A 17,882-nucleotide genomic window follows, 5' to 3' on the forward strand; every position below is an offset into this window, starting at 1 on the left:
GGTACGGCTCGCGCCGGTGGGTGGCACATACGTGCGATCGGGACCGTCAGAAATCGAAGCCGAGCTGACCGTCGATCTCCGGAACGCTCCCGTCCGCCCAGGTGCGGGCCTTCTTGAGATGCCGCCACTGGGGCAGCGCATCAAGATACGCCCACGTCATCCGGTGGTAAGGGGTGGGGCCCCGCTCCGCCAGTGCGGCCTTGTGCACGGGTGACGGATACCCGGCGTTGTCCGCAAAACCGAAGTCTGCATGTTCGATACCCAGTTCGGCCATCATTTTGTCGCGCTGAACCTTGGCGATCACCGAGGCCGCGGCGACGGCCACACACGACTGATCGCCCTTGATCACCGTGCGGACCTGCCACGGCGCTCCGAGGTAGTCGTGCTTGCCGTCGAGGATCACCGCGTCGGGCTGAACCGGCAGCCCTTCCAAGGCACGCACTGCCGCGAGCCGCAGCGCCGCCGTCATCCCGAAATCGTCGATCTCCTCCGGGGAGGCGTGCCCGAGGGCGTACGACGTCACCCAGCCCCGCAGTTCCTCTGCGAGTCGCGTGCGTCGCTTGACCGTGAGCAGTTTGGAGTCGGTGAGGCCCACGGGCGGGCGGCGCAGTCCGGTGACCGCGGCGCAGACCGTGACGGGACCGGCCCAAGCGCCGCGCCCCACCTCGTCGACACCGGCAATTGTCTTCGCTCCGGTCGTGGCGCGAAGGGAGCGCTCGACGGTGTGAGTAGGCGGTTCGTACGGCATGGCGCCCTTAGATTACGCCGCCCTCAACCGCACGCGACACCCCGGTTCTCCTGAAACGCGCCGGCAGCCGAACTGCGCCGTTTCAGTCGCGGGTCGGCCGGAGCAGCGGAACCATGAAGCGGTCGACCATCTCATCGATCTCCGCATCGCTCCATTCGCTCCCGCACACCTTTGTGCGGTACATCATCATCGCCGGCATGGCGTCGCAGACGTAGCCGTTCGCCGCGTCGGATCGAACCTCTCCCCGCTCGATTCCGCGGTCTATCACTTCGCGGAGCAACCTGATCGTCGGCTCCACGACACCGCCGATGATCACGTCATGCAAGCGCTCGGCTTGAATGCTGTCGCATTCGTGAATGACTGAACGCAAGGCCGAGCCCGGTCTTGAAAACATGGCGTCACGGGCCTGACGGCACAGTGCCACCAGATCCTCGCGCACGCTTCCCAGGTCGGGAGCGGTCTCCATACGCGGCAGTCCGGCCTGGAGGGCGTCCACGACCAGATCCTCCTTGGACGGCCAGCGGCGGTAGACCGCGGCCTTGCCGGTCTGGGCACCGGCGGCCACGCCCTCCATCGTGAGGCCGTTCCATCCGACCGTACCGAGCTGCTCCAGCGCGGCGTCCAGAATCGCGCGTTCGAGCACAGCGCCGCGCCGACGGGGAGCGGCCGCCCGAGCGGAGGCGGCCGTCCAGCGCGAAGTAACCATCCGAGTTCTCCAGCGAACAGGTAAGCGGGGATGCGGGATATGGGGACGAGCGACGCCGCATCGACGGGAAGCGACACGACGCTACTGACGACTTAAGTGAACGCTTGCGTTCACTAGCGGGGACTCACTACCGTTGGGCGTCACAGTGAACGCTAGCGTTCACTAAGCCTTTCGTGGGGGACCCATAGTGACGACCTCTCCATTGCTCAAAGACCGGAAACCGGGTGCCGCCCGCCGACAAGGGCATCCCGGCATCGCTCTCACCGTCATCGCGGCCTGCCAGCTCATGGTGGTCCTCGACGCGACGATTGTGAACATCGCCCTCCCGCACATTCAGAACACGCTCGCGTTCAGCACGACGGACCTCACCTGGGTGGTCAGCGCCTACACCCTGACCTTCGGCGGTCTGCTGCTGCTCGGTGCCCGGGCCGGTGACATCCTCGGACGCCGCCGGGTGTTCATGGCCGGCATCCTGGTGTTCACCTTCGCCTCTCTCCTGGGCGGAATAGCCCAGGAGCCCTGGCAGTTGCTGGCCGCGCGAGCCCTTCAGGGTGTGGGCGGCGCGATCGCCTCGCCGACCTCGCTGGCCCTGATCACGACCACGTTCGCCGAGGGGCCGGAGCGCAATCGCGCCTTCGGTGTCTTCGCCGCCGTGTCCGCCGGCGGCGGCGCCATCGGCCTGCTCGCCGGCGGCATGCTCACGGAGTGGCTCGACTGGCGCTGGGTGCTCTTCGTCAACGTGCCGATCGGCGTACTGATCGCCGTGCTCACCCCGCTGTACATCAGCGAGTCCGAACGGCACCCCGGGCGCTTCGACATAGCCGGCGCACTGACCTCGACCGTCGGCATGGCATCTCTGGTGTACGGCTTCATCCGCGCGGCGGAGGAAGGCTGGCGGGACGGCCTGGCCCTGGCATCCTTCGGCACCGCACTGGTGCTGCTGGTGGCCTTCGTCCTCATCGAGATGCGGGCGAAGGAACCGATAACCCCGCTGAGGATGTTCGCCGAACGGAACCGCTGGGGCACGTACGTGATCATGCTGAGCCTGGCGGCGGCGATGTTCGGCATGTTCTTCTACATCGTCCTGTTCGTGCAGAACGTGTTGGGCTACAGCCCGATCAAGGCCGGCCTTGCCTTCCTTCCCGTCACCGTCGCGATCGTCGTCGGCGCCGGTCTGTCGCAGCGCTTCCTGCCCGTGCTCGGACCCAAGCCGTTCATGGTCGTGGGGTCCATCGCCGTGGTGATCGGGCTCGGCTGGCAGACCTTCATCAGCCCCGACAGCTCCTACCTGGGTGGAGTGCTCGGACCGATGCTGATCTTCGGCTTCGGCATGGGCCTGAACTTCGTGACTGCGACGGTGACCGCGGTCTCCGGTGTCGCCCAGCACGAGGCGGGTGCGGCCTCCGGCCTCCTGAATGCCACCCAGCAGGTGGGCGGTTCGCTGGGTCTGTCCATCCTCACCACCGTGTTCGGCACGGCCAGCGCGAACGAGGCGGAGAACCAGATGCCGCACTTCCTCGCCGAGGCGTCGGCCGAACAGAAGGCGGAGTTCGCGCAGACGCACCAGCTGCCCGCCCCATGGGGGCACGAAGTTCTCTCCCACGGCATATCGACGGCCTTCATACCGGCCGCCGCCATGGCCGTGCTCGCCGTGGCCACGGCGTGGTGGGTCATCCGGGTCCGCAAGAGCGATCTGGAGTCGCTGGCCGGCACGGCGGGCCCCGTGGGCGGCTGAGCGGAGAGGACCGTCACGGGCCGGATCCGGCGGGTGGTCGACGGGCGCCACGGGGGTGCATCCGCGACCGCCGGTCCGGCCCACCGAGCGCAGGGCCCGGCTCACCGCCGGCCACCCGTCGCTCGTACCCGACTCCGAGGGCAGCACCACCCGCGCATCACCCCACGGCCTCGACACCGAGCCGCCGCCATTCACCCGGAACGGCAGCTGGAGACGCCGAGCAGCCGCGAGCGCGGCCCCCAGCAGGAGCACCGGCGCCGACGCCAGAGACAGCATCAGCCACAGCGACACGACCACCACGCCCTCCGCTGCACATGTGTCCCGCCGTGCACTCCGCGCACAGCAACTGCCGGAACAACGGCGGGCAATCACTGAGAGTTCCCCGCGTGCACGGAGAGTTTCGAATCTCTTCCCCGGGGCCGGCCCCGTCCGCACCACGGGCACCATGGACAGAACCCTGCCCGCGACCCCGGGTGCATGACCGGCTAGCAACCCGCAGCACCCAGCCTGGCGCGAGAGGCCGACCGCGCGGCCTACCCGCGACCGCCGACGTACCGGGCCGGCCAGCGCCCTGGAGCACCCGTCCTGCTGAGGGCCCCGAGGACTCGGGCCGACCGCGTCAGGATGCGGGCGTGACCCAGTCGGGCAGGGACTCCGTGCGCCCCACCCACTCCGCGGGAGGCGCTCCCGCCTTCCCCGCGGCGATCACGCCGCCGACGATGGCGCAGTTCGTGTCCACATCACCGCCGACCTGTGCGGTCGTCCAGAACGCCGTCTCGTAGTCACCGAGGGAGCGCGCCGCCGACCAGAGGGCGAACGGCACGGTGTCATGGGCGGACGTACGCCGTCCGCAGCCCAGGACGGCGGCAACGGTGGCCGCGTCGCCGTAGTCCAGCATGTCCCGGGCACGCCGTAGACCCGCGCCGACGGCACTCTTCGGGATGAGGGCGACGACGTCGTCCAGCAGTGACTCGGCACTGGGCGGGCCGCCCGGAGCGGCGGCCCGCGCCGCGGCGGCCGCGACGGCCATGGCACCCACCACGGCCTCCCGGTGCTGATGCGTCGGGTAGGCGGAGATCTCGGCCTGGTGTGTGGCCTGCTCCGGGTCGTCGGCGTACCAGGCGCCGAGCGGGGCGATGCGCATCGCGGCACCGTTGCCCCAGGACCCCTGCCCTTTGAACAACTCGGCGGCCAGTTCGCGCCAGTCGCCGCCCTCGCGTACGAGGCGCAGAAGCCGGTTGACCGCGGGACCGTACCCCCGGTCGAAGTCGTGGTGCTCCGCGAAGGAGCGGGCCAGAGCGTCCTGGTCGATACGCCGATGAGCGGCAAGCACGGCAACCACGGAGCAGGCCATTTCCGTGTCGTCCGTCCACTGCCAGGAACCGGACGGCAGCTCGCGACGCATGAGGAGGGGGTAGTTCACCGGTACGAAGAACTGGGAGCCCAGCGCGTCCCCCACGGTAAGTCCGCGCAAGCTGCCCAGGGCGCGGTCGAGGCGCCCGTCGGGAGAGGAGTCAGTCATCGCCCTGCCACTCTATCCGGTGATCCCGTACGGCTCCGGATCTCGCCAGCGCTCGAACGGCCGGTCCAGCACGTACTTTCCGTCGTCCCCCAGAACGAGCATCCGCATCTCGCCGTTCCCGGGATTGGACAGTGACTCGAAGTCCGCGACGGTCCAGTGGAACCAGCGCATGCAGAACAGCCGCATGGCCAGGCCGTGCGTCACCAGCAGTACGTTCGGAGGGTGGTCGGGCGCCTCGAAGCTGCGGAAGAGGCTCTCCAGGAAGCCGCCCACCCGGTCGTAGACGTCGGCGCCGCTCTCGCCCTGCGCGAAACGGTAGAAGAAGTGCCCGTACGTGTCGCGGTAGGCCTTCTGAAGCCGTACGTCGTCGCAGTCCTGCCAGTTGCCCCAGTCCTGTTCGCGCAGCCTGGGCTCCTCCCGTACCCGTATGAGATCGGGGTCGAGGTGGAAGGCCTGGAGGGTCTCGTGGGTGCGCCGGTAGGGGGAGACGTAGACGCTGACGCGTTCCCGCCCGAAGATCTCCCGTACCTGTTTGCCGGTGTTCTCCGCCTGCCGCCAGCCCCGCTCGGTCAGGGCCAGCGCGTGGTCGGGTTCACGCTCGTACACGGAGTCGTCGACATTGCCGGTTGACTCGCCGTGCCGGACAAGGACGATGCGCCGTGGTCGTGCCATGCCGAAACCCTAGATCGGGTGGCGGCGTATCGAGCACTCGTACGGGCCCTGTACGGCGTAGGTCACACAGTTTTCGCACCGTGAGCCACATGCAGCGCACGATTCCTGGGATCGGAAATCAAACAGGCATTCGGAAAGTCATACCGTCCAAGTGGACTCGAGCTCGACGATGGCGCCGGTGAGCGCCGCGACGTCGGCCTCCGTCTGGGCACGCAGAGCGAGGCGTTCCACGCGCTCGGTGCGGTACTTGCCGTGTTCGGCGGCGGAGCGCCACATCGACAGGACCATGTACTCGTGCCCGGGTGCCTCGGCGAACAGTCCGCGGATCATTCCGGGCGAGCCGGCCATCGCGGGGTTCCAGACCTTCTCCTGCATCAAGGTGAAGTTGTCGACACGTTCCTCGTGGACCCGACATAGCGCCACACGGATCAGGTCGGCGTCCGTGAAGCGCGGCTCGAAACCGGTCTTCACGTCGAAGCGGTAGTCGAACAGCCGGACCTGCGCGTCCTTGAACGTGCCGGACTGGGCCACCGCGAGCCGGTCGTGGGAGCGGGCCATGAACGAGTCGTAGAAGGCACGGCTTTCCCAGAACGAGAAAATGTGGGCCACGGAAGGTCGCCCCCGGCTCCAGCCCCCGCCCTGTCCCCTGAACCCCGGCTCCCCCAGAAGCCCCGCCCACTTTCGCTGCCCGCGCTCGAAGCCGCGGCGGTCCACCACGGTGCAGCGAATCCACTTGACCAGCACCGCGCCATCGTAAGGCCACGGAGCGTGGCGCCGGTCACTGTCTGGCGGAGAGGACGCTCCTGCGTGGCCCCACGCGCGTGGCAGGATGGACAACCGGCTTTGCCCACCCGCCAGTTCGGGCAGCGGGCACTCGGGGAAGGGGGACGACTGATGAACGGAATCAGCAAAGGCATCCGCAAGGTCGAGATCGCGCTGAAGTGGGATCCGAGTCCAGCGGGTCAGCCTCCCAGCGACATGGACATAGTCGCCGCCACCTACCTGGCGAGCGATCCGCACGGCCGGCCCGACTACGTCGTGCACTTCGACAGCCGCTCCCCCGACGGCACCATCTATCTGAACCGCGACAGCAAGGACGGCAAGGGCTTCGGCTGGGACGAGGTCCTCACGCTCGAGCTGACGCGGCTCAACGCGCGGTACGCGCGCGTGGTGGTCGGCGTCGTCATCCAGCAGCGCCCGGAGCAGCGGACCTTCGTCAGCGTGATCAACCCGGTCCTGCGGATCCGCGAGGGCTACACCGACCTGGCCACGGACGACTTCGGCGAGCACCTCGGGTCCACCGCCGCGACGGTAGGCGAGTTCGTGCGCGACGGGTCGGGCGCGTGGGAATTCCACCCCGGGGTGCACGGCTTCGAGGACGACCCCGCCACGTTCACTCGGACGATGGGCGCGCCCCGCAAGCCCTGACCCTCTTCATCCGCCCGTGCGAAGGCGGGGGACGCCGGGCACAGACCCGGTGCCCTCGCCGGGATCGCACGCGAGGACACGTATCTGTCGATCCCCGCGCAGGATGCAGGAACGTCACGCCGAAGCATGAGAGCCGGCGGCCGCGAACGCGGTGGAGGGGACCAACCATGGGCTGGTCCCCTCCACCGGAAGCCGGTCAGCGGCGTACCGGCGACACGTCAGGTGCCGCGATGACGCCGACCGTGTTCAGCGATCAGCTGCAGCCGCTCGTCGAACCGCAACCCTCGCAGATGTAGCAGGAGCCGGCCCGCTGCATCTTCGTACCGCAGGAGAAGCACAGGGGGGCGTCGGCCTGGATGCCCAGCTGCATCTCCACCAGTTCGGCGCTGGTGTGGGCCTCCCTCGGGGCCGGCGCCGGCTTGGCCACCTCGACCTCGGCCTTCGGCGTGGCGACCGCCTTGAGCTCCTGGGTGCGCGGCGCCGACTGGGCCAGGCCCTCGACGTCGACGTCCTCGTCCAGCGGCTCGTACGAACCGGTCTCGAGATGACGCTGGCGCTCCTCGGCGGAGTGGATGCCGAGCGCCGAGCGGGTCTCGAAGGGCAGGAAGTCCAGCGCCAGCCGGCGGAAGATGTAGTCGACGATCGACTGCGCCATCCGCACGTCCGGGTCGTCCGTCATGCCGGCCGGCTCGAAGCGCATGTTCGTGAACTTCGAGACGTACGTCTCCAGCGGCACGCCGTACTGGAGGCCCACCGAGACGGCGATGGAGAAGGCGTCCATCATGCCGGCGAGCGTCGAGCCCTGCTTCGACATCTTCAGGAAGACCTCACCGAGCCCGTCGTCCGGGTAGGAATTGGCGGTCATGTAGCCCTCGGCGCCGCCGACGGTGAAGGACGTCGTGATGCCGGGACGGCCCTTGGGAAGGCGCTTGCGGACGGGGCGGTACTCGACCACCTTCTCGACCTTGGCCTCCGCGGCGGTCTGCGTAACAGCCTTCTCCGCCGGCTCCTTCTTCTTCGCGGAGAGCGGCTGGCCGACCTTGCAGTTGTCGCGGTAGATGGCGAGGGCCTTGATGCCCATCTTCCAGGCCTCGAAGTAGATCTCCTCGACCTCTTCGACGGTCGCCGACTCCGGCATGTTGACCGTCTTGGACAAGGCGCCGGAGATCCACGGCTGGATCGCGGCCATCATGCGGACGTGGCCCATCGGGGAGATGGCCCGCTCGCCCATCGCGCAGTCGAACACCTCGTAGTGCTCGTGCTTGAGACCGGGGGCGTCGATCACATTGCCGTGGTCGGCGATGTGGGCGACGATCGCCTCGATCTGCTCCTCCTGGTAGCCCAGGCGGCGCAGGGCCTGCGGGACGGTGCCGTTGACGATCTGCATCGAGCCGCCGCCGACCAGCTTCTTGAACTTGACCAGCGCGAGGTCCGGCTCCAGGCCGGTCGTGTCGCAGGACATGGCCAGGCCGATGGTGCCGGTCGGGGCGATGACGGACGCCTGCGCGTTACGGAAACCGTTCTTCTCGCCGAGGCGCAGCACGTCCTGCCAGGCCTCCGTGGCGGCGGCCCAGATCGGCGTGTCCAGGTCGTCCATGCGGACGGCCAGGCCGTTGGCGTCGGAGTGCTGCTTCATGACGCGGTTGTGGGCGTCCGCGTTGCGGGCGTAGCCGTCGTACGCGCCGACGACCGCGGCCAGTTCGGCGGAGCGGCGGTAGGCCGTGCCGGTCATCAGCGAGGTGACGGCACCGGCCAGGGCACGGCCGCCGTCGGAGTCGTACGCGTGGCCGGTCGCCATCAGCAGGGCGCCGAGGTTGGCGTAGCCGATGCCGAGCTGGCGGTACGCGCGCGTGTTCTCGCCGATCTTCTGGGTCGGGAAGTCCGCGAAGCAGATGGAGATGTCCATCGCGGTGATGACGAGCTCGACGACCTTGGCGAAGCGGTCGGCCTCGAAGGACTGGTTGCCCTTGCCGTCGTCCTTCAGGAACTTCATCAGGTTCAGCGAGGCGAGGTTGCAGGACGTGTTGTCCAGGTGCATGTACTCGCTGCACGGGTTCGAGCCGTTGATACGGCCGGACTCCGGGCACGTGTGCCAGTGGTTGATCGTGTCGTCGTACTGGATTCCCGGGTCGGCGCAGGCCCAGGCGGCCTCGGCCATCTTCCGGAACAGGGCCTTGGCGTCGACATCCTCGATGACCTCGCCGGTCATCCGCGCGCGGAGGCCGAACTTGCCGCCCTGCTCGACGGCCTTCATGAACTCGTCGTTCACGCGGACCGAGTTGTTGGCGTTCTGGTACTGGACGGACGTGATGTCGTCGCCGCCCAGGTCCATGTCGAAGCCCGCGTCGCGCAGGGCGCGGATCTTCTCCTCTTCCTTGACCTTGGTCTCGATGAAATCCTCGATGTCGGGGTGGTCGACGTCGAGGATGACCATCTTGGCCGCGCGGCGGGTGGCGCCACCGGACTTGATCGTTCCCGCGGAGGCGTCGGCGCCGCGCATGAAGGAGACGGGACCGGAGGCGTTGCCGCCGGAGGACAGCAGTTCCTTGGAGGAGCGGATGCGGGAGAGGTTCAGGCCGGCACCGGAGCCGCCCTTGAAGATCATTCCCTCTTCCTTGTACCAGTCGAGGATCGACTCCATGGAGTCGTCGACGGACAGGATGAAGCAGGCGGAGACCTGCTGCGGCTGAGGCGTGCCGACGTTGAACCAGACAGGGCTGTTGAAGCTGAAGATCTGGTGCAGGAGGGCATACGCGAGCTCGTGCTCGAAAATCTCGGCGTCGGCGGGCGAGGTGAAGTACTTGTAGTCCTCGCCGGCTTTCCGGTACGTCTTCACGATGCGGTCGATCAGCTGCTTGAGGCCGGTCTCGCGCTGCGGGGTACCGACGGCGCCCCGGAAGTACTTGCTGGTGACGATGTTGACCGCGTTCACCGACCAGAAGTCGGGGAACTCGACGCCACGCTGCTCGAAATTGACCGAGCCGTCGCGCCAGTTGGTCATGACGACGTCACGGCGCTCCCAGTTCACCTCGTCGTACGGGTGTACGCCGGGGGTGGTGTGGATGCGCTCGATACGCAGGCCCTTGGTGGTGGCCTTGGCGCCCTTGGCTCGGGAACCTCGTGCCGGACCGCTCGCCGTCTCTGTCATGCCGCCTCCCTCTACGGGCTAAAACGCCCTGAAGTGCCCCGATGTTCCGAGACACGGTGTTCTGTCTTGTGTCGCGGGGCATCTCGATGCCACCCGCGACAGGTCTTGGATCGCCGTCGACCGACGCCGGATCCGGACGCGCGTCCGGTGCCGGCCCGCCTATCGGTCGGCGGCGCCTGCGGGCTCGGGGACCTGAGAGGTCCCCCCGCACCCGCGTACGTCCTCCTGGCTCCCCCGGCCGCCGTCTTCGTCGTCCGCGGCGGGGCTTCCCGGCTGCTGCCTGAGTTCCGCGATCGCCGCCTCGAAGTCCTCCAGCGACTCAAACGCCCGGTAGACGGACGCGAATCGCAGATAGGCGACGAGGTCGAGCTCCTGCAACGGGCCGAGTATGGCCAGCCCCACGTCATGGGTGGTCAGCTCGGCGCTCCCGGTGGCACGCACCGCCTCCTCGACCCGCTGGCCGAGCACGGCGAGTGCGTCCTCGGTGACAGGCCGTCCCTGGCATGCCTTGCGCACACCGTTGATGACCTTGGTACGACTGAAAGGCTCGGTGACTCCGGACCGCTTGACCACCATGAGCGAACACGTCTCCACGGTCGTGAAACGACGGGAGCAGTCCGGACACTGGCGGCGCCTGCGGATCGACGTGCCGTCGTCCGTCGTACGACTGTCGACGACGCGGCTGTCGGGGTGCCTGCAGAAGGGGCAGTGCATGATTCCCAACCCTCCTCACAGCAGACTCAATAGCCTCAACAGACCCGTGGGCCCCTCGAAGCGACCACAAGCATAGGCGATCGCCGGAGGCCCGAAGACCGGGGGGACCACAACTTCTGGGCCGTTGATGCCATCCAACCACTAGATGTGGGGATTGGCTCGCACATCGACCACCATCTCGCGTGTCGACAGGGGAAACGCTCGCGGGCACGCGCACGCGGCGCCACGCGCGACACGAAGCCCCACAGGCGTGTCGCAGCAGCACCTGGGGAGATACGGTGAGCGCCGCAGGGAGAAGCCGTGGGACTCCCGGGCAGACAGGGGTCAGCACCTGGTCGGCAGGACGCCGAATGGCAGACTGGGCGGCACTCCGAAGGGGCCGGCTCCCCGGCGGTGAACAGTACAACAAGGGACGCTTTCGCCTGACGGGCAACGCGTCGGCAATACACCCAGACACGTGATCGCGTCCGGTGATTCACGCTTTTTCACTCGAACGTGTGTTTGGCGCAACCTTTCGAAAGCAACTACCGTTGTCCAGCAGGGAGACCATCGAGAGGGGCCGACGTGACCACCACCGCAGACAGTGCCATCATCACTGCCCAGGACCGCTCCCAGGGCCGACTCGAGCCGGTGCATGCGATGAACGAAGCCACGAATCCCGAGGGGCACAAGCGCTCCCTACCGGGCCGACCTCCAGGCATCCGGGCGGACAGCTCCGGGCTGACCGATCGGCAGCGCCGGGTGATCGAGGTCATCAGGGACTCCGTGCAGCGGCGCGGTTACCCGCCGTCCATGCGGGAGATCGGCCAGGCCGTCGGGCTGTCCAGCACGTCTTCGGTCGCACACCAGCTGATGGCACTTGAACGCAAGGGCTTCCTGCGCCGTGACCCGCACCGCCCGCGTGCGTACGAGGTCCGCGGCTCCGACCAGGCCGCGTCCGTGCAGCCCACGGACACCGCCGGCAAGCCGGCCGCGTCGTACGTTCCGCTGGTCGGCCGTATCGCCGCCGGTGGACCCATCCTCGCCGAGGAGTCGGTCGAAGACGTCTTCCCCCTCCCCCGGCAGCTGGTCGGCGACGGCGAGCTGTTCGTGCTGAAGGTGGTCGGCGATTCCATGATCGAGGCGGCGATCTGTGACGGCGACTGGGTGACGGTGCGCCGCCAGCCGGTGGCCGAGAACGGCGACATCGTGGCCGCGATGCTCGACGGAGAAGCCACCGTCAAGCGTTTCAAGCGCGAGGACGGCCATGTCTGGCTGCTCCCGCACAACTCCGCCTACGAGCCGATCCCCGGCGACGACGCAACCATCCTCGGCAAGGTGGTCGCGGTACTGCGGCGGGTGTGACGCCCGTCGTGGGTGGCCGTGACACGGCCACCCACCTCTGACCGGGCCCCGGGACCCCTGCGCCGGTTCCGGGGTCCTGTGCTGTGCCGGTGGGGGGGAGGGCCCGAGGTCGCTGCGCCGGCACCGGGCAGCCCCGGGGGCTGGCGGGTGCATCGGGCCTACGCGTCGGCAGAGCGTCGGTCGGTCGATCGGGACGCTCGGCCCGCCGCAGTGTGGGGCAGGCCGGCCCCGTTGCTGCCCCGGTGTCCGCATTCTCGGGCGTCCGTTTTACGTCTCCGCCGGAGCACCTCTCCGGCGTCTGTCGCACCTTGCTGCAGGCCGCATGTCCGGCAACCGTTTCACTTCGCTGCCGGCCGCTTCCGCAGCGTCTGCTTCACTTCTCCCCCGCCTGGTTCGCCGCCGCGTCGATCGCGGCCAGCGACTTCCGGACCTGGTTACGGTCCGTGGTGTACCAGAAGTCGGGCAGCGAGGCCTTGAGATAGCTTCCGTAGCGGGCCGTGGCCAGACGCTGATCGAGTACGGCGACCACGCCGCGGTCCCCCGACGCCCTTACGAGCCGACCGGCGCCCTGGGCCATCAGCAGGGCCGCGTGCGTGGCGGCCACCGCCATGAAGCCGTTGCCCCCGTTGTCGTCGACGGCCTTCTGGCGAGCACTCATCAGCGGATCGTCCGGCCGAGGGAACGGGATCTTGTCCATGACGACCAGCTGACAGCTGGCACCTGGGACGTCCACGCCCTGCCAGAGGGACAGGGTGCCGAAGAGGCAGGTCTTCGGGTCCTTGGCGAAATTCTTGATCAATTCGCCCAGGGTCTCCTCGCCCTGGAGGAGGATCGGGTATTCCGGAATGCGGGAACGCAGGTCCTCCGCGGCCAGCTGAGCCGCCCGCATGGATGAGAACAGACCCAGGGTGCGGCCGCCGGCCGCCTGGATCAGCTCCGTCAGCTCATCGAGCATGTCCGCCCGGTCGCCGTCCCGTGCCGGACGCGACAGGTGCTTGGCGACGTAGAGGATGCCTTGCCTGGGGTAGTCGAAGGGGGAGCCGACGTCCACTCCCTTCCACTGGGGCAGATCGTCACCCCCGGTGCCCTCGGGGGCGAGCCCCAGGGAGGCTCCTACGCCGTTGAAGTCGCCGCCCAGCTTCAGCGTCGCCGACGTCAGCACCACCGAGCGGTCCGCGAACAGCTTCTCCCGCAGGAGACCCGAGACGGACATAGGGGCGACTCTCAGCGAAGCGCCGAAGCGGTCGTGGCGCTCGTACCAGACGACGTCATATTCCGAGCCGTGCGTGATGCGCTCGGCGACATCGTGTACCGACTCGACGGACGCCAGTGCCTGCTTGCGCACCGCGTCCTCGTCCTGCACGGACTTGTCGCGGGTCGCGCCGATGGCGGAAATGACCGTCCGGCACGCGTCGCGCAGCGCCGTCAGCGCGTATCCGAGATCCTCCGGGATCTCCTCCAGACGGCCGGGCAGGGCCAGCTCCATCAGCCGCTCGAAGCCCTCGGAAGCGGTCTGGAGCTGGTCGGCGGCCTTCTCGTTGACGAGTTTGGCGGCACGGCGGACCGCCCGGTTGACCTGGCCGGGCGTGAGCTCGCCGGTGGCGACCCCGGTGACCCGGGAGACCAGCTCGTGCGCCTCGTCCACGATCAGCACCTCGTGCTGCGGGAGAACCGGTGCGCCCTCGATGGCATCGATCGCGAGCAGGGCGTGGTTGGTGACCACGACCTCGGCGAGCTTGGCTCGTTCCCGCGCCAGCTCCGCGAAGCACTCCGCGCCGTACGCACACTTCGACGCGCCGAGGCACTCCCGCGACGAGACCGACACCTGCGCCCAGGCCCGGTCGGAGACGCCGGGGGTGAGGTCGTCACGGTCCCCGTTCTCCGTCTCGTCCGCCCATTCGCGCAGCCGCAGCAGGTCCTGGCCCAGCTTGCTGGTGGGCGCAGCCGCCTCGAACTGATCGAAAAGGCCCTCTTCCTCGTCCTGCGGGACACCCTCATGGAGGCGGTGCAGACAGAGGTAGTTCGACCGGCCCTTCAACATGGCGAACTCCGGACGGCGGCGCAGCAGCGGATGCAGGGACTCCACCGTGCGCGGCAGGTCCCGCTCCACGAGCTGGCGTTGCAGTGCGAGGGTCGCCGTCGCCACGACGACTCGCTCTCCGTGCGCGAGGGCCGGCACGAGATATCCCAGCGATTTACCGGTGCCGGTGCCGGCCTGCACCAGGAGGTGGGATCCGTCGTCGATCGCCTCCGCGACGGCTTCGGCCATGGTCACCTGGCCGGGGCGCTCCGAGCCGCCGACGGCTGTGACGGCTGCATGCAGGAGTTCGGGGAGTGAGGGCTTCGTCATAGCTCGACCACCCTACGGCCCGGCACTGACAAACGGGTGATCGTCGAGGAGGTGAGGGGTGGGATCAAGGCAGGGTTCCAGGGTGGTGCTCGTGCGGAGTTTCAGGGTGCGACCTGCCCGGGGTGCGGGGGTGCGTGTTCGGGGTGTCGGGGTGCGACTTGTTCGGTGTCTTAGAAGCGGATGTGGGGTCGGTTCGGGATCGATTCCGGTCGATCGGAGTCCGTCGGGCCCGATTGGAATCGGTGAGGCTCGATCCGAACCCGTGGGGCCGGGTCGGATTCCGTGGGGCTCCGACGGATTCGGTGTCGCCAGTGGGAACCGAATCGCGGCGAGCGGTGTACCAAATGTGATGACGTCATGGCACAGCGCTACAGCAGATCACGCAGGGACCGCTCCCGGACCATGAGGGCGGCCCGCTTGGCAGGCAGGTCGACCTCGACGGCGAACCGGAAACCGCCGCTGAGGAAGGCCGCGACGGAGGGAGAGTTGCGAATGTCGGGTTCGGCGACGACGCGTGCGCAGGCGAACCGTTTGACGAGCACCAGGTCGGCCACGGCTCTCAGAAGCGTGCCGGCCAGGCCCCGGCCTCGGTCTGCGGGATCACCGATCAAGAGGTGGATACCGGTGTCGTGGGGCCGGGCCGGGTAATAGCGGGCCAGCGAGTCGAGGTCGGCACGATAGATCTCCCAGTAGCTCATCGGAGTGCCGTCCAGTACGCCCAGGCAGGGGACGCAGCGACCGTCGCCGGCCAACCGGTCACGCAGGTACTCCTCGGTCACCTTCTGAGACCCGGCGAGCTCCCAGTACTCCGCCACGGCCGGGTCGTTCATCCACCGGCCGAGGAGTCGTAGATCCCGTTCGATCCGCACGGGAACCAATTGGAAGACCCCGACGGGCGTGTCGGTCGGCCCCCAGTCACCGACGTGGTCGAGGAGGTCGTCGCGCGCTTGGGGGAACGCCATGGGCCGTGCGGCACTCTCCGCCCGGCGTGCGTCCGCGCCGGTCGCCTCCTTGGCGAGCAGTTCGATGAGCCCTGCGGGAAGGCTCAGGTCCAACGTGTCGTCGCCCTCCGCGTCCGCAGGCTTGTCGGTGCTCTCGCCGGTACCGGTGTTCCTGTCGGTGACGGGTGCGGTACCAGCGTCGGGGCTCGCGTCGGTCGGAGGCACGGGCGGCTCCTCTCAGGAGGCGGGTGTGGCGTCTTCCTCGTGGATGAAGGGAGTGGGTGGGCAACGACGAATAGGGGTGGTCAGGGACGGACAGGAGGGTCGGTAGGGGGCGGACAGGAGGGTCTGTCAGGGACGGCCGGGCATTGGAGGAGTGGTCACGGACGGAGGGGGTTGGCGATCGTGACGTAGACGGACTGGGTGTCCACCGGGCCGATCAACTCGTCGAGGCCGTGCAGCCTGGTCAGCAGGTTGGCCTTGCACCGTAGGACCGGTGCGTCGAGGAGGCGGGTGAGGAGCGGACTGCGCAGCGCTTCGGGGCCCGACGCTGCGCTTTCGAGGAAGCGCCGGAAGGCGGCGAGAAGCAGTGTTTCGTCGGCGAGCCGCTGTGAGCCGAACGCGCCGATCAGGCCGAACACATTGTTGATCGCCAGGTAGTAGGCGAAGCGTTCGTCGGTGACCTCATCGGACACGAAGGTGTCGCTGCGCTCACCGATACCGGGGAGCCGCGCATCGAGTTCGGCACGCCGGGACTCGCGGAAGTAGTAGCCCTGATTGTCGCGGTAACGGCCGCCCGCCGGCCAACCGTCGGCGTCCAGCACCAAGAGGGTGTTCTGCTGGTGGGCCTCCAGCGCGATCCCCGCCTCACCGTCCAGCCACAGGACGGGACGGACGACATGTTCGAGGTAGCGGAGGAACCACTCGGCTGCGACAGCTCCTCCCGGGCGGCCGGTCCGCGCGGCGAGCCGCATGACGAGGTCCGCCAACCGGGACCGCATGGTCGCCGTCCTGCGCGGGGGACGGCCGGGTGCACCCGGCCGGGTATCGGGACGGGGCGGGCGAGGTCGGGGCCCGACGAGTCCGGCGACGCAGGAGATGTCGTCGGACGGCTTGACGGGGTTGTGCCGGATCATCACGTCGAGGCCGGCTACGGGTGCGCCGTCGGAGCCGTCGACGCCGAGCCAGGCCGGGTCGCGGACGATGTCGAAGTGGGGGTACGCGGCCTGCCACTGCTGGGACAGCCCACTGCGCAACAGTCGGTGGACCTCGACTCCGCGGTGGAGTTCCTTGCGGAGGTTCTGACGGAGGGAGTTGGTGATGTGCAGTCCTACGGACAGCTTGAGCATGGCTGGTGCGTGGGACCGGTAGACGGTTCGGAGTGACGAGGTGGGGTGCCAAGGGGAGCCATGAGTCCCGAGGTCCCGGATCAGTCCCTTGTCGAGCAATGCCGCGACATCGGTGCGGTGCCGGATCTCGCGGCTCTGCCAGGGGTGCAGCGGCAGCGCGGTACAGCCGTCTGGCAGCGGCAGATCGACTCCGGCAAGTTGGGCCATGAGCTGGGGAGCAGGGATCACCCGACCACGCTCGGTCCACGCCGAGTCGCCGGCCAGGAGGGAAGGAGCGACGGCGATCCAGTGCAGAGGGAAGGCACCGCGCAGTTCCGGCGAGTAGAGCTGAGCTTCGGACTCCGTCACGCCTTGGCGACTCTTCGGCGTCGGATGCAGCGGGTGACCGAGCAGAAGTGACTGCTCGGCTGAGAGGAATCGGTCGAGGATGTCGGCGGGCTCCAGCCGACGCTCACTGATGAAGGAGGCGGTACGGCGGACGGAGTCGGCGACGCGTGCGACGAGGTCGGTGCTGTCGCCGGGGGTGGGGACTACGGGAGGGGCGGGTGTCACGGAAGGAGTGGATGCCGCGGCGGAGGCGGGAGTCACAGGAGGAGTGGGTGCTGCGGCAGGTGCAGACGGTGCGGGGGCAGTCGTCTCGGCGCTGAACGAGGCGCCGACGGACGCGGCGGTTGGGGCAGGCGGGGCGGGGGTGCCAGGCAGGGTTCCCGCAGGCGCACGCTGTGGGGGTACCCCTCCGAGCGACTCTCTGGCAAGCAGGGCCGCGACGGTGACCGCGTCGAGAGGCGGACAAGGCTGGTGGGCGTCCGCAAGATACGGGAGGCCGAAACGGTGCCAGCCCGTGGGCGACCAGTAGTGCACAGGTACTAGAAGGAGGGCGCCACTGGCAGGGAGAGGGACACGGAGAGTGCCGTCGTCGGGAGCCGCGGCGCCGGTCTCCCTGGCCCAGCAGCGCAGCAGACTCTCCAGGGTGGCCGCTTGCGCCACGGTGTGGGCGTCCGGGTGCTCCATGAGGTCGGCCCTGATGCCGCACGGGCGGGTGGTGTCTGGCCGGAATTCGACGTCCTGCCGGAGTTCGTCGTCCTCCCTCGGCTGGGCGCCGGATGCTTCGCTCTGCTGGGCGGGGTCCGTCGGGCTGGTCGGCGGGGGTGGGGTCTGCGCATCGGAGGAGCGCTGTGTGGGGGTGCGGAGGCGACCGTCTGGTGTGGGGGCGGTGGTCACGTGG

General features: G+C 68.6%; 13 protein-coding genes. 3 read left to right on the forward strand and 10 right to left on the reverse strand.

Annotated features, from left to right (window positions below):
• Nucleotides 1–46 precede the first annotated feature (46 nt).
• Nucleotides 47–748: a ribonuclease HII gene (locus DN051_RS11440; protein WP_053761395.1), complete on the reverse strand. Its 702-nt coding sequence runs from the start codon at nt 746–748 to the stop codon at nt 47–49.
• 82 nt (nt 749–830) lie between these two features.
• Nucleotides 831–1,454, reverse strand: a complete 624-nt coding sequence (locus DN051_RS11445; RefSeq protein WP_053761394.1) for a TetR/AcrR family transcriptional regulator — start codon at nt 1,452–1,454, stop codon at nt 831–833.
• A gap of 187 nt (nt 1,455–1,641) precedes the next feature.
• Between DN051_RS11445 and DN051_RS11450 the strand changes: the two genes are divergently transcribed.
• A complete protein-coding gene (locus tag DN051_RS11450) occupies nt 1,642–3,189 on the forward strand; it encodes an MFS transporter (protein ID WP_112438644.1) in 1,548 nt (515 codons plus the stop codon).
• Between the two features lie 619 nt (nt 3,190–3,808).
• Here the strand turns inward: DN051_RS11450 and DN051_RS11455 are convergent.
• From DN051_RS11455 to DN051_RS11465, 3 genes are all read right to left on the reverse strand, one after another.
• On the reverse strand, nt 3,809–4,711 hold the full coding sequence (locus tag DN051_RS11455) for an ADP-ribosylglycohydrolase family protein (protein WP_112438645.1): 903 nt from the start codon (nt 4,709–4,711) through the stop codon (nt 3,809–3,811).
• 12 nt (nt 4,712–4,723) lie between these two features.
• Complete coding sequence (locus DN051_RS11460; RefSeq protein WP_053761391.1) at nt 4,724–5,383, reverse strand: histidine phosphatase family protein; 660 nt, start codon at nt 5,381–5,383, stop codon at nt 4,724–4,726.
• Nucleotides 5,384–5,521: 138 nt separating this feature from the next.
• A complete protein-coding gene (locus tag DN051_RS11465; protein ID WP_053761390.1) occupies nt 5,522–6,127 on the reverse strand; it encodes a YdbC family protein in 606 nt (201 codons plus the stop codon).
• 150 nt (nt 6,128–6,277) lie between these two features.
• Here DN051_RS11465 and DN051_RS11470 point away from each other — a divergent pair, with 150 nt between their 5' ends.
• The gene (locus DN051_RS11470) at nt 6,278–6,811 is read left to right on the forward strand and encodes a TerD family protein (protein WP_053761389.1); all 534 of its coding nucleotides are present in this window, start codon (nt 6,278–6,280) and stop codon (nt 6,809–6,811) included.
• A 253-nt stretch (nt 6,812–7,064) separates the two neighbouring features.
• Here DN051_RS11470 and DN051_RS11475 read toward each other — a convergent pair whose 3' ends face one another.
• Complete coding sequence (locus tag DN051_RS11475; RefSeq protein ID WP_053761388.1) at nt 7,065–9,959, reverse strand: vitamin B12-dependent ribonucleotide reductase; 2,895 nt, start codon at nt 9,957–9,959, stop codon at nt 7,065–7,067.
• 159 nt (nt 9,960–10,118) lie between these two features.
• Complete coding sequence (nrdR, locus tag DN051_RS11480) at nt 10,119–10,673, reverse strand: transcriptional regulator NrdR (RefSeq protein WP_053761387.1); 555 nt, start codon at nt 10,671–10,673, stop codon at nt 10,119–10,121.
• 564 nt (nt 10,674–11,237) lie between these two features.
• Between nrdR and lexA the strand changes: the two genes are divergently transcribed.
• Nucleotides 11,238–12,017, forward strand: coding sequence for a transcriptional repressor LexA (gene lexA / locus DN051_RS11485; protein ID WP_053761386.1), 780 nt, complete (start codon nt 11,238–11,240; stop codon nt 12,015–12,017).
• Nucleotides 12,018–12,390: 373 nt separating this feature from the next.
• Here the strand turns inward: lexA and DN051_RS11490 are convergent, their stop codons facing one another.
• From DN051_RS11490 to DN051_RS11500, 3 genes are all read right to left on the reverse strand, one after another.
• Nucleotides 12,391–14,367, reverse strand: coding sequence for an ATP-dependent DNA helicase (locus DN051_RS11490; RefSeq protein ID WP_053761385.1), 1,977 nt, complete (start codon nt 14,365–14,367; stop codon nt 12,391–12,393).
• 368 nt (nt 14,368–14,735) lie between these two features.
• Nucleotides 14,736–15,533, reverse strand: a complete 798-nt coding sequence (locus tag DN051_RS11495) for a GNAT family N-acetyltransferase (protein WP_112438646.1) — start codon at nt 15,531–15,533, stop codon at nt 14,736–14,738.
• A 155-nt stretch (nt 15,534–15,688) separates the two neighbouring features.
• On the reverse strand, nt 15,689–17,878 hold the full coding sequence (locus tag DN051_RS11500) for an IucA/IucC family protein (RefSeq protein ID WP_425471752.1): 2,190 nt from the start codon (nt 17,876–17,878) through the stop codon (nt 15,689–15,691).
• Nucleotides 17,879–17,882: the final 4 nt, after the last annotated feature.

It is taken from the genome of Streptomyces cadmiisoli (genome assembly GCF_003261055.1).
Taxonomy (GTDB): domain Bacteria; phylum Actinomycetota; class Actinomycetes; order Streptomycetales; family Streptomycetaceae; genus Streptomyces; species Streptomyces cadmiisoli.

Coding starts and splice junctions, on each gene's coding strand:
- DN051_RS11440 (WP_053761395.1), bottom strand. CDS start 748: ATGCCGTACGAACCGCCTACTCACACCGTCGAGCGCTCCCTTCGCGCC.
- DN051_RS11445 (WP_053761394.1), bottom strand. CDS start 1,454: ATGGTTACTTCGCGCTGGACGGCCGCCTCCGCTCGGGCGGCCGCTCCC.
- DN051_RS11455 (WP_112438645.1), bottom strand. CDS start 4,711: ATGACTGACTCCTCTCCCGACGGGCGCCTCGACCGCGCCCTGGGCAGC.
- DN051_RS11460 (WP_053761391.1), bottom strand. CDS start 5,383: ATGGCACGACCACGGCGCATCGTCCTTGTCCGGCACGGCGAGTCAACC.
- DN051_RS11470 (WP_053761389.1), top strand. CDS start 6,278: ATGAACGGAATCAGCAAAGGCATCCGCAAGGTCGAGATCGCGCTGAAG.
- DN051_RS11475 (WP_053761388.1), bottom strand. CDS start 9,959: ATGACAGAGACGGCGAGCGGTCCGGCACGAGGTTCCCGAGCCAAGGGC.
- nrdR (WP_053761387.1), bottom strand. CDS start 10,673: ATGCACTGCCCCTTCTGCAGGCACCCCGACAGCCGCGTCGTCGACAGT.
- DN051_RS11490 (WP_053761385.1), bottom strand. CDS start 14,367: ATGACGAAGCCCTCACTCCCCGAACTCCTGCATGCAGCCGTCACAGCC.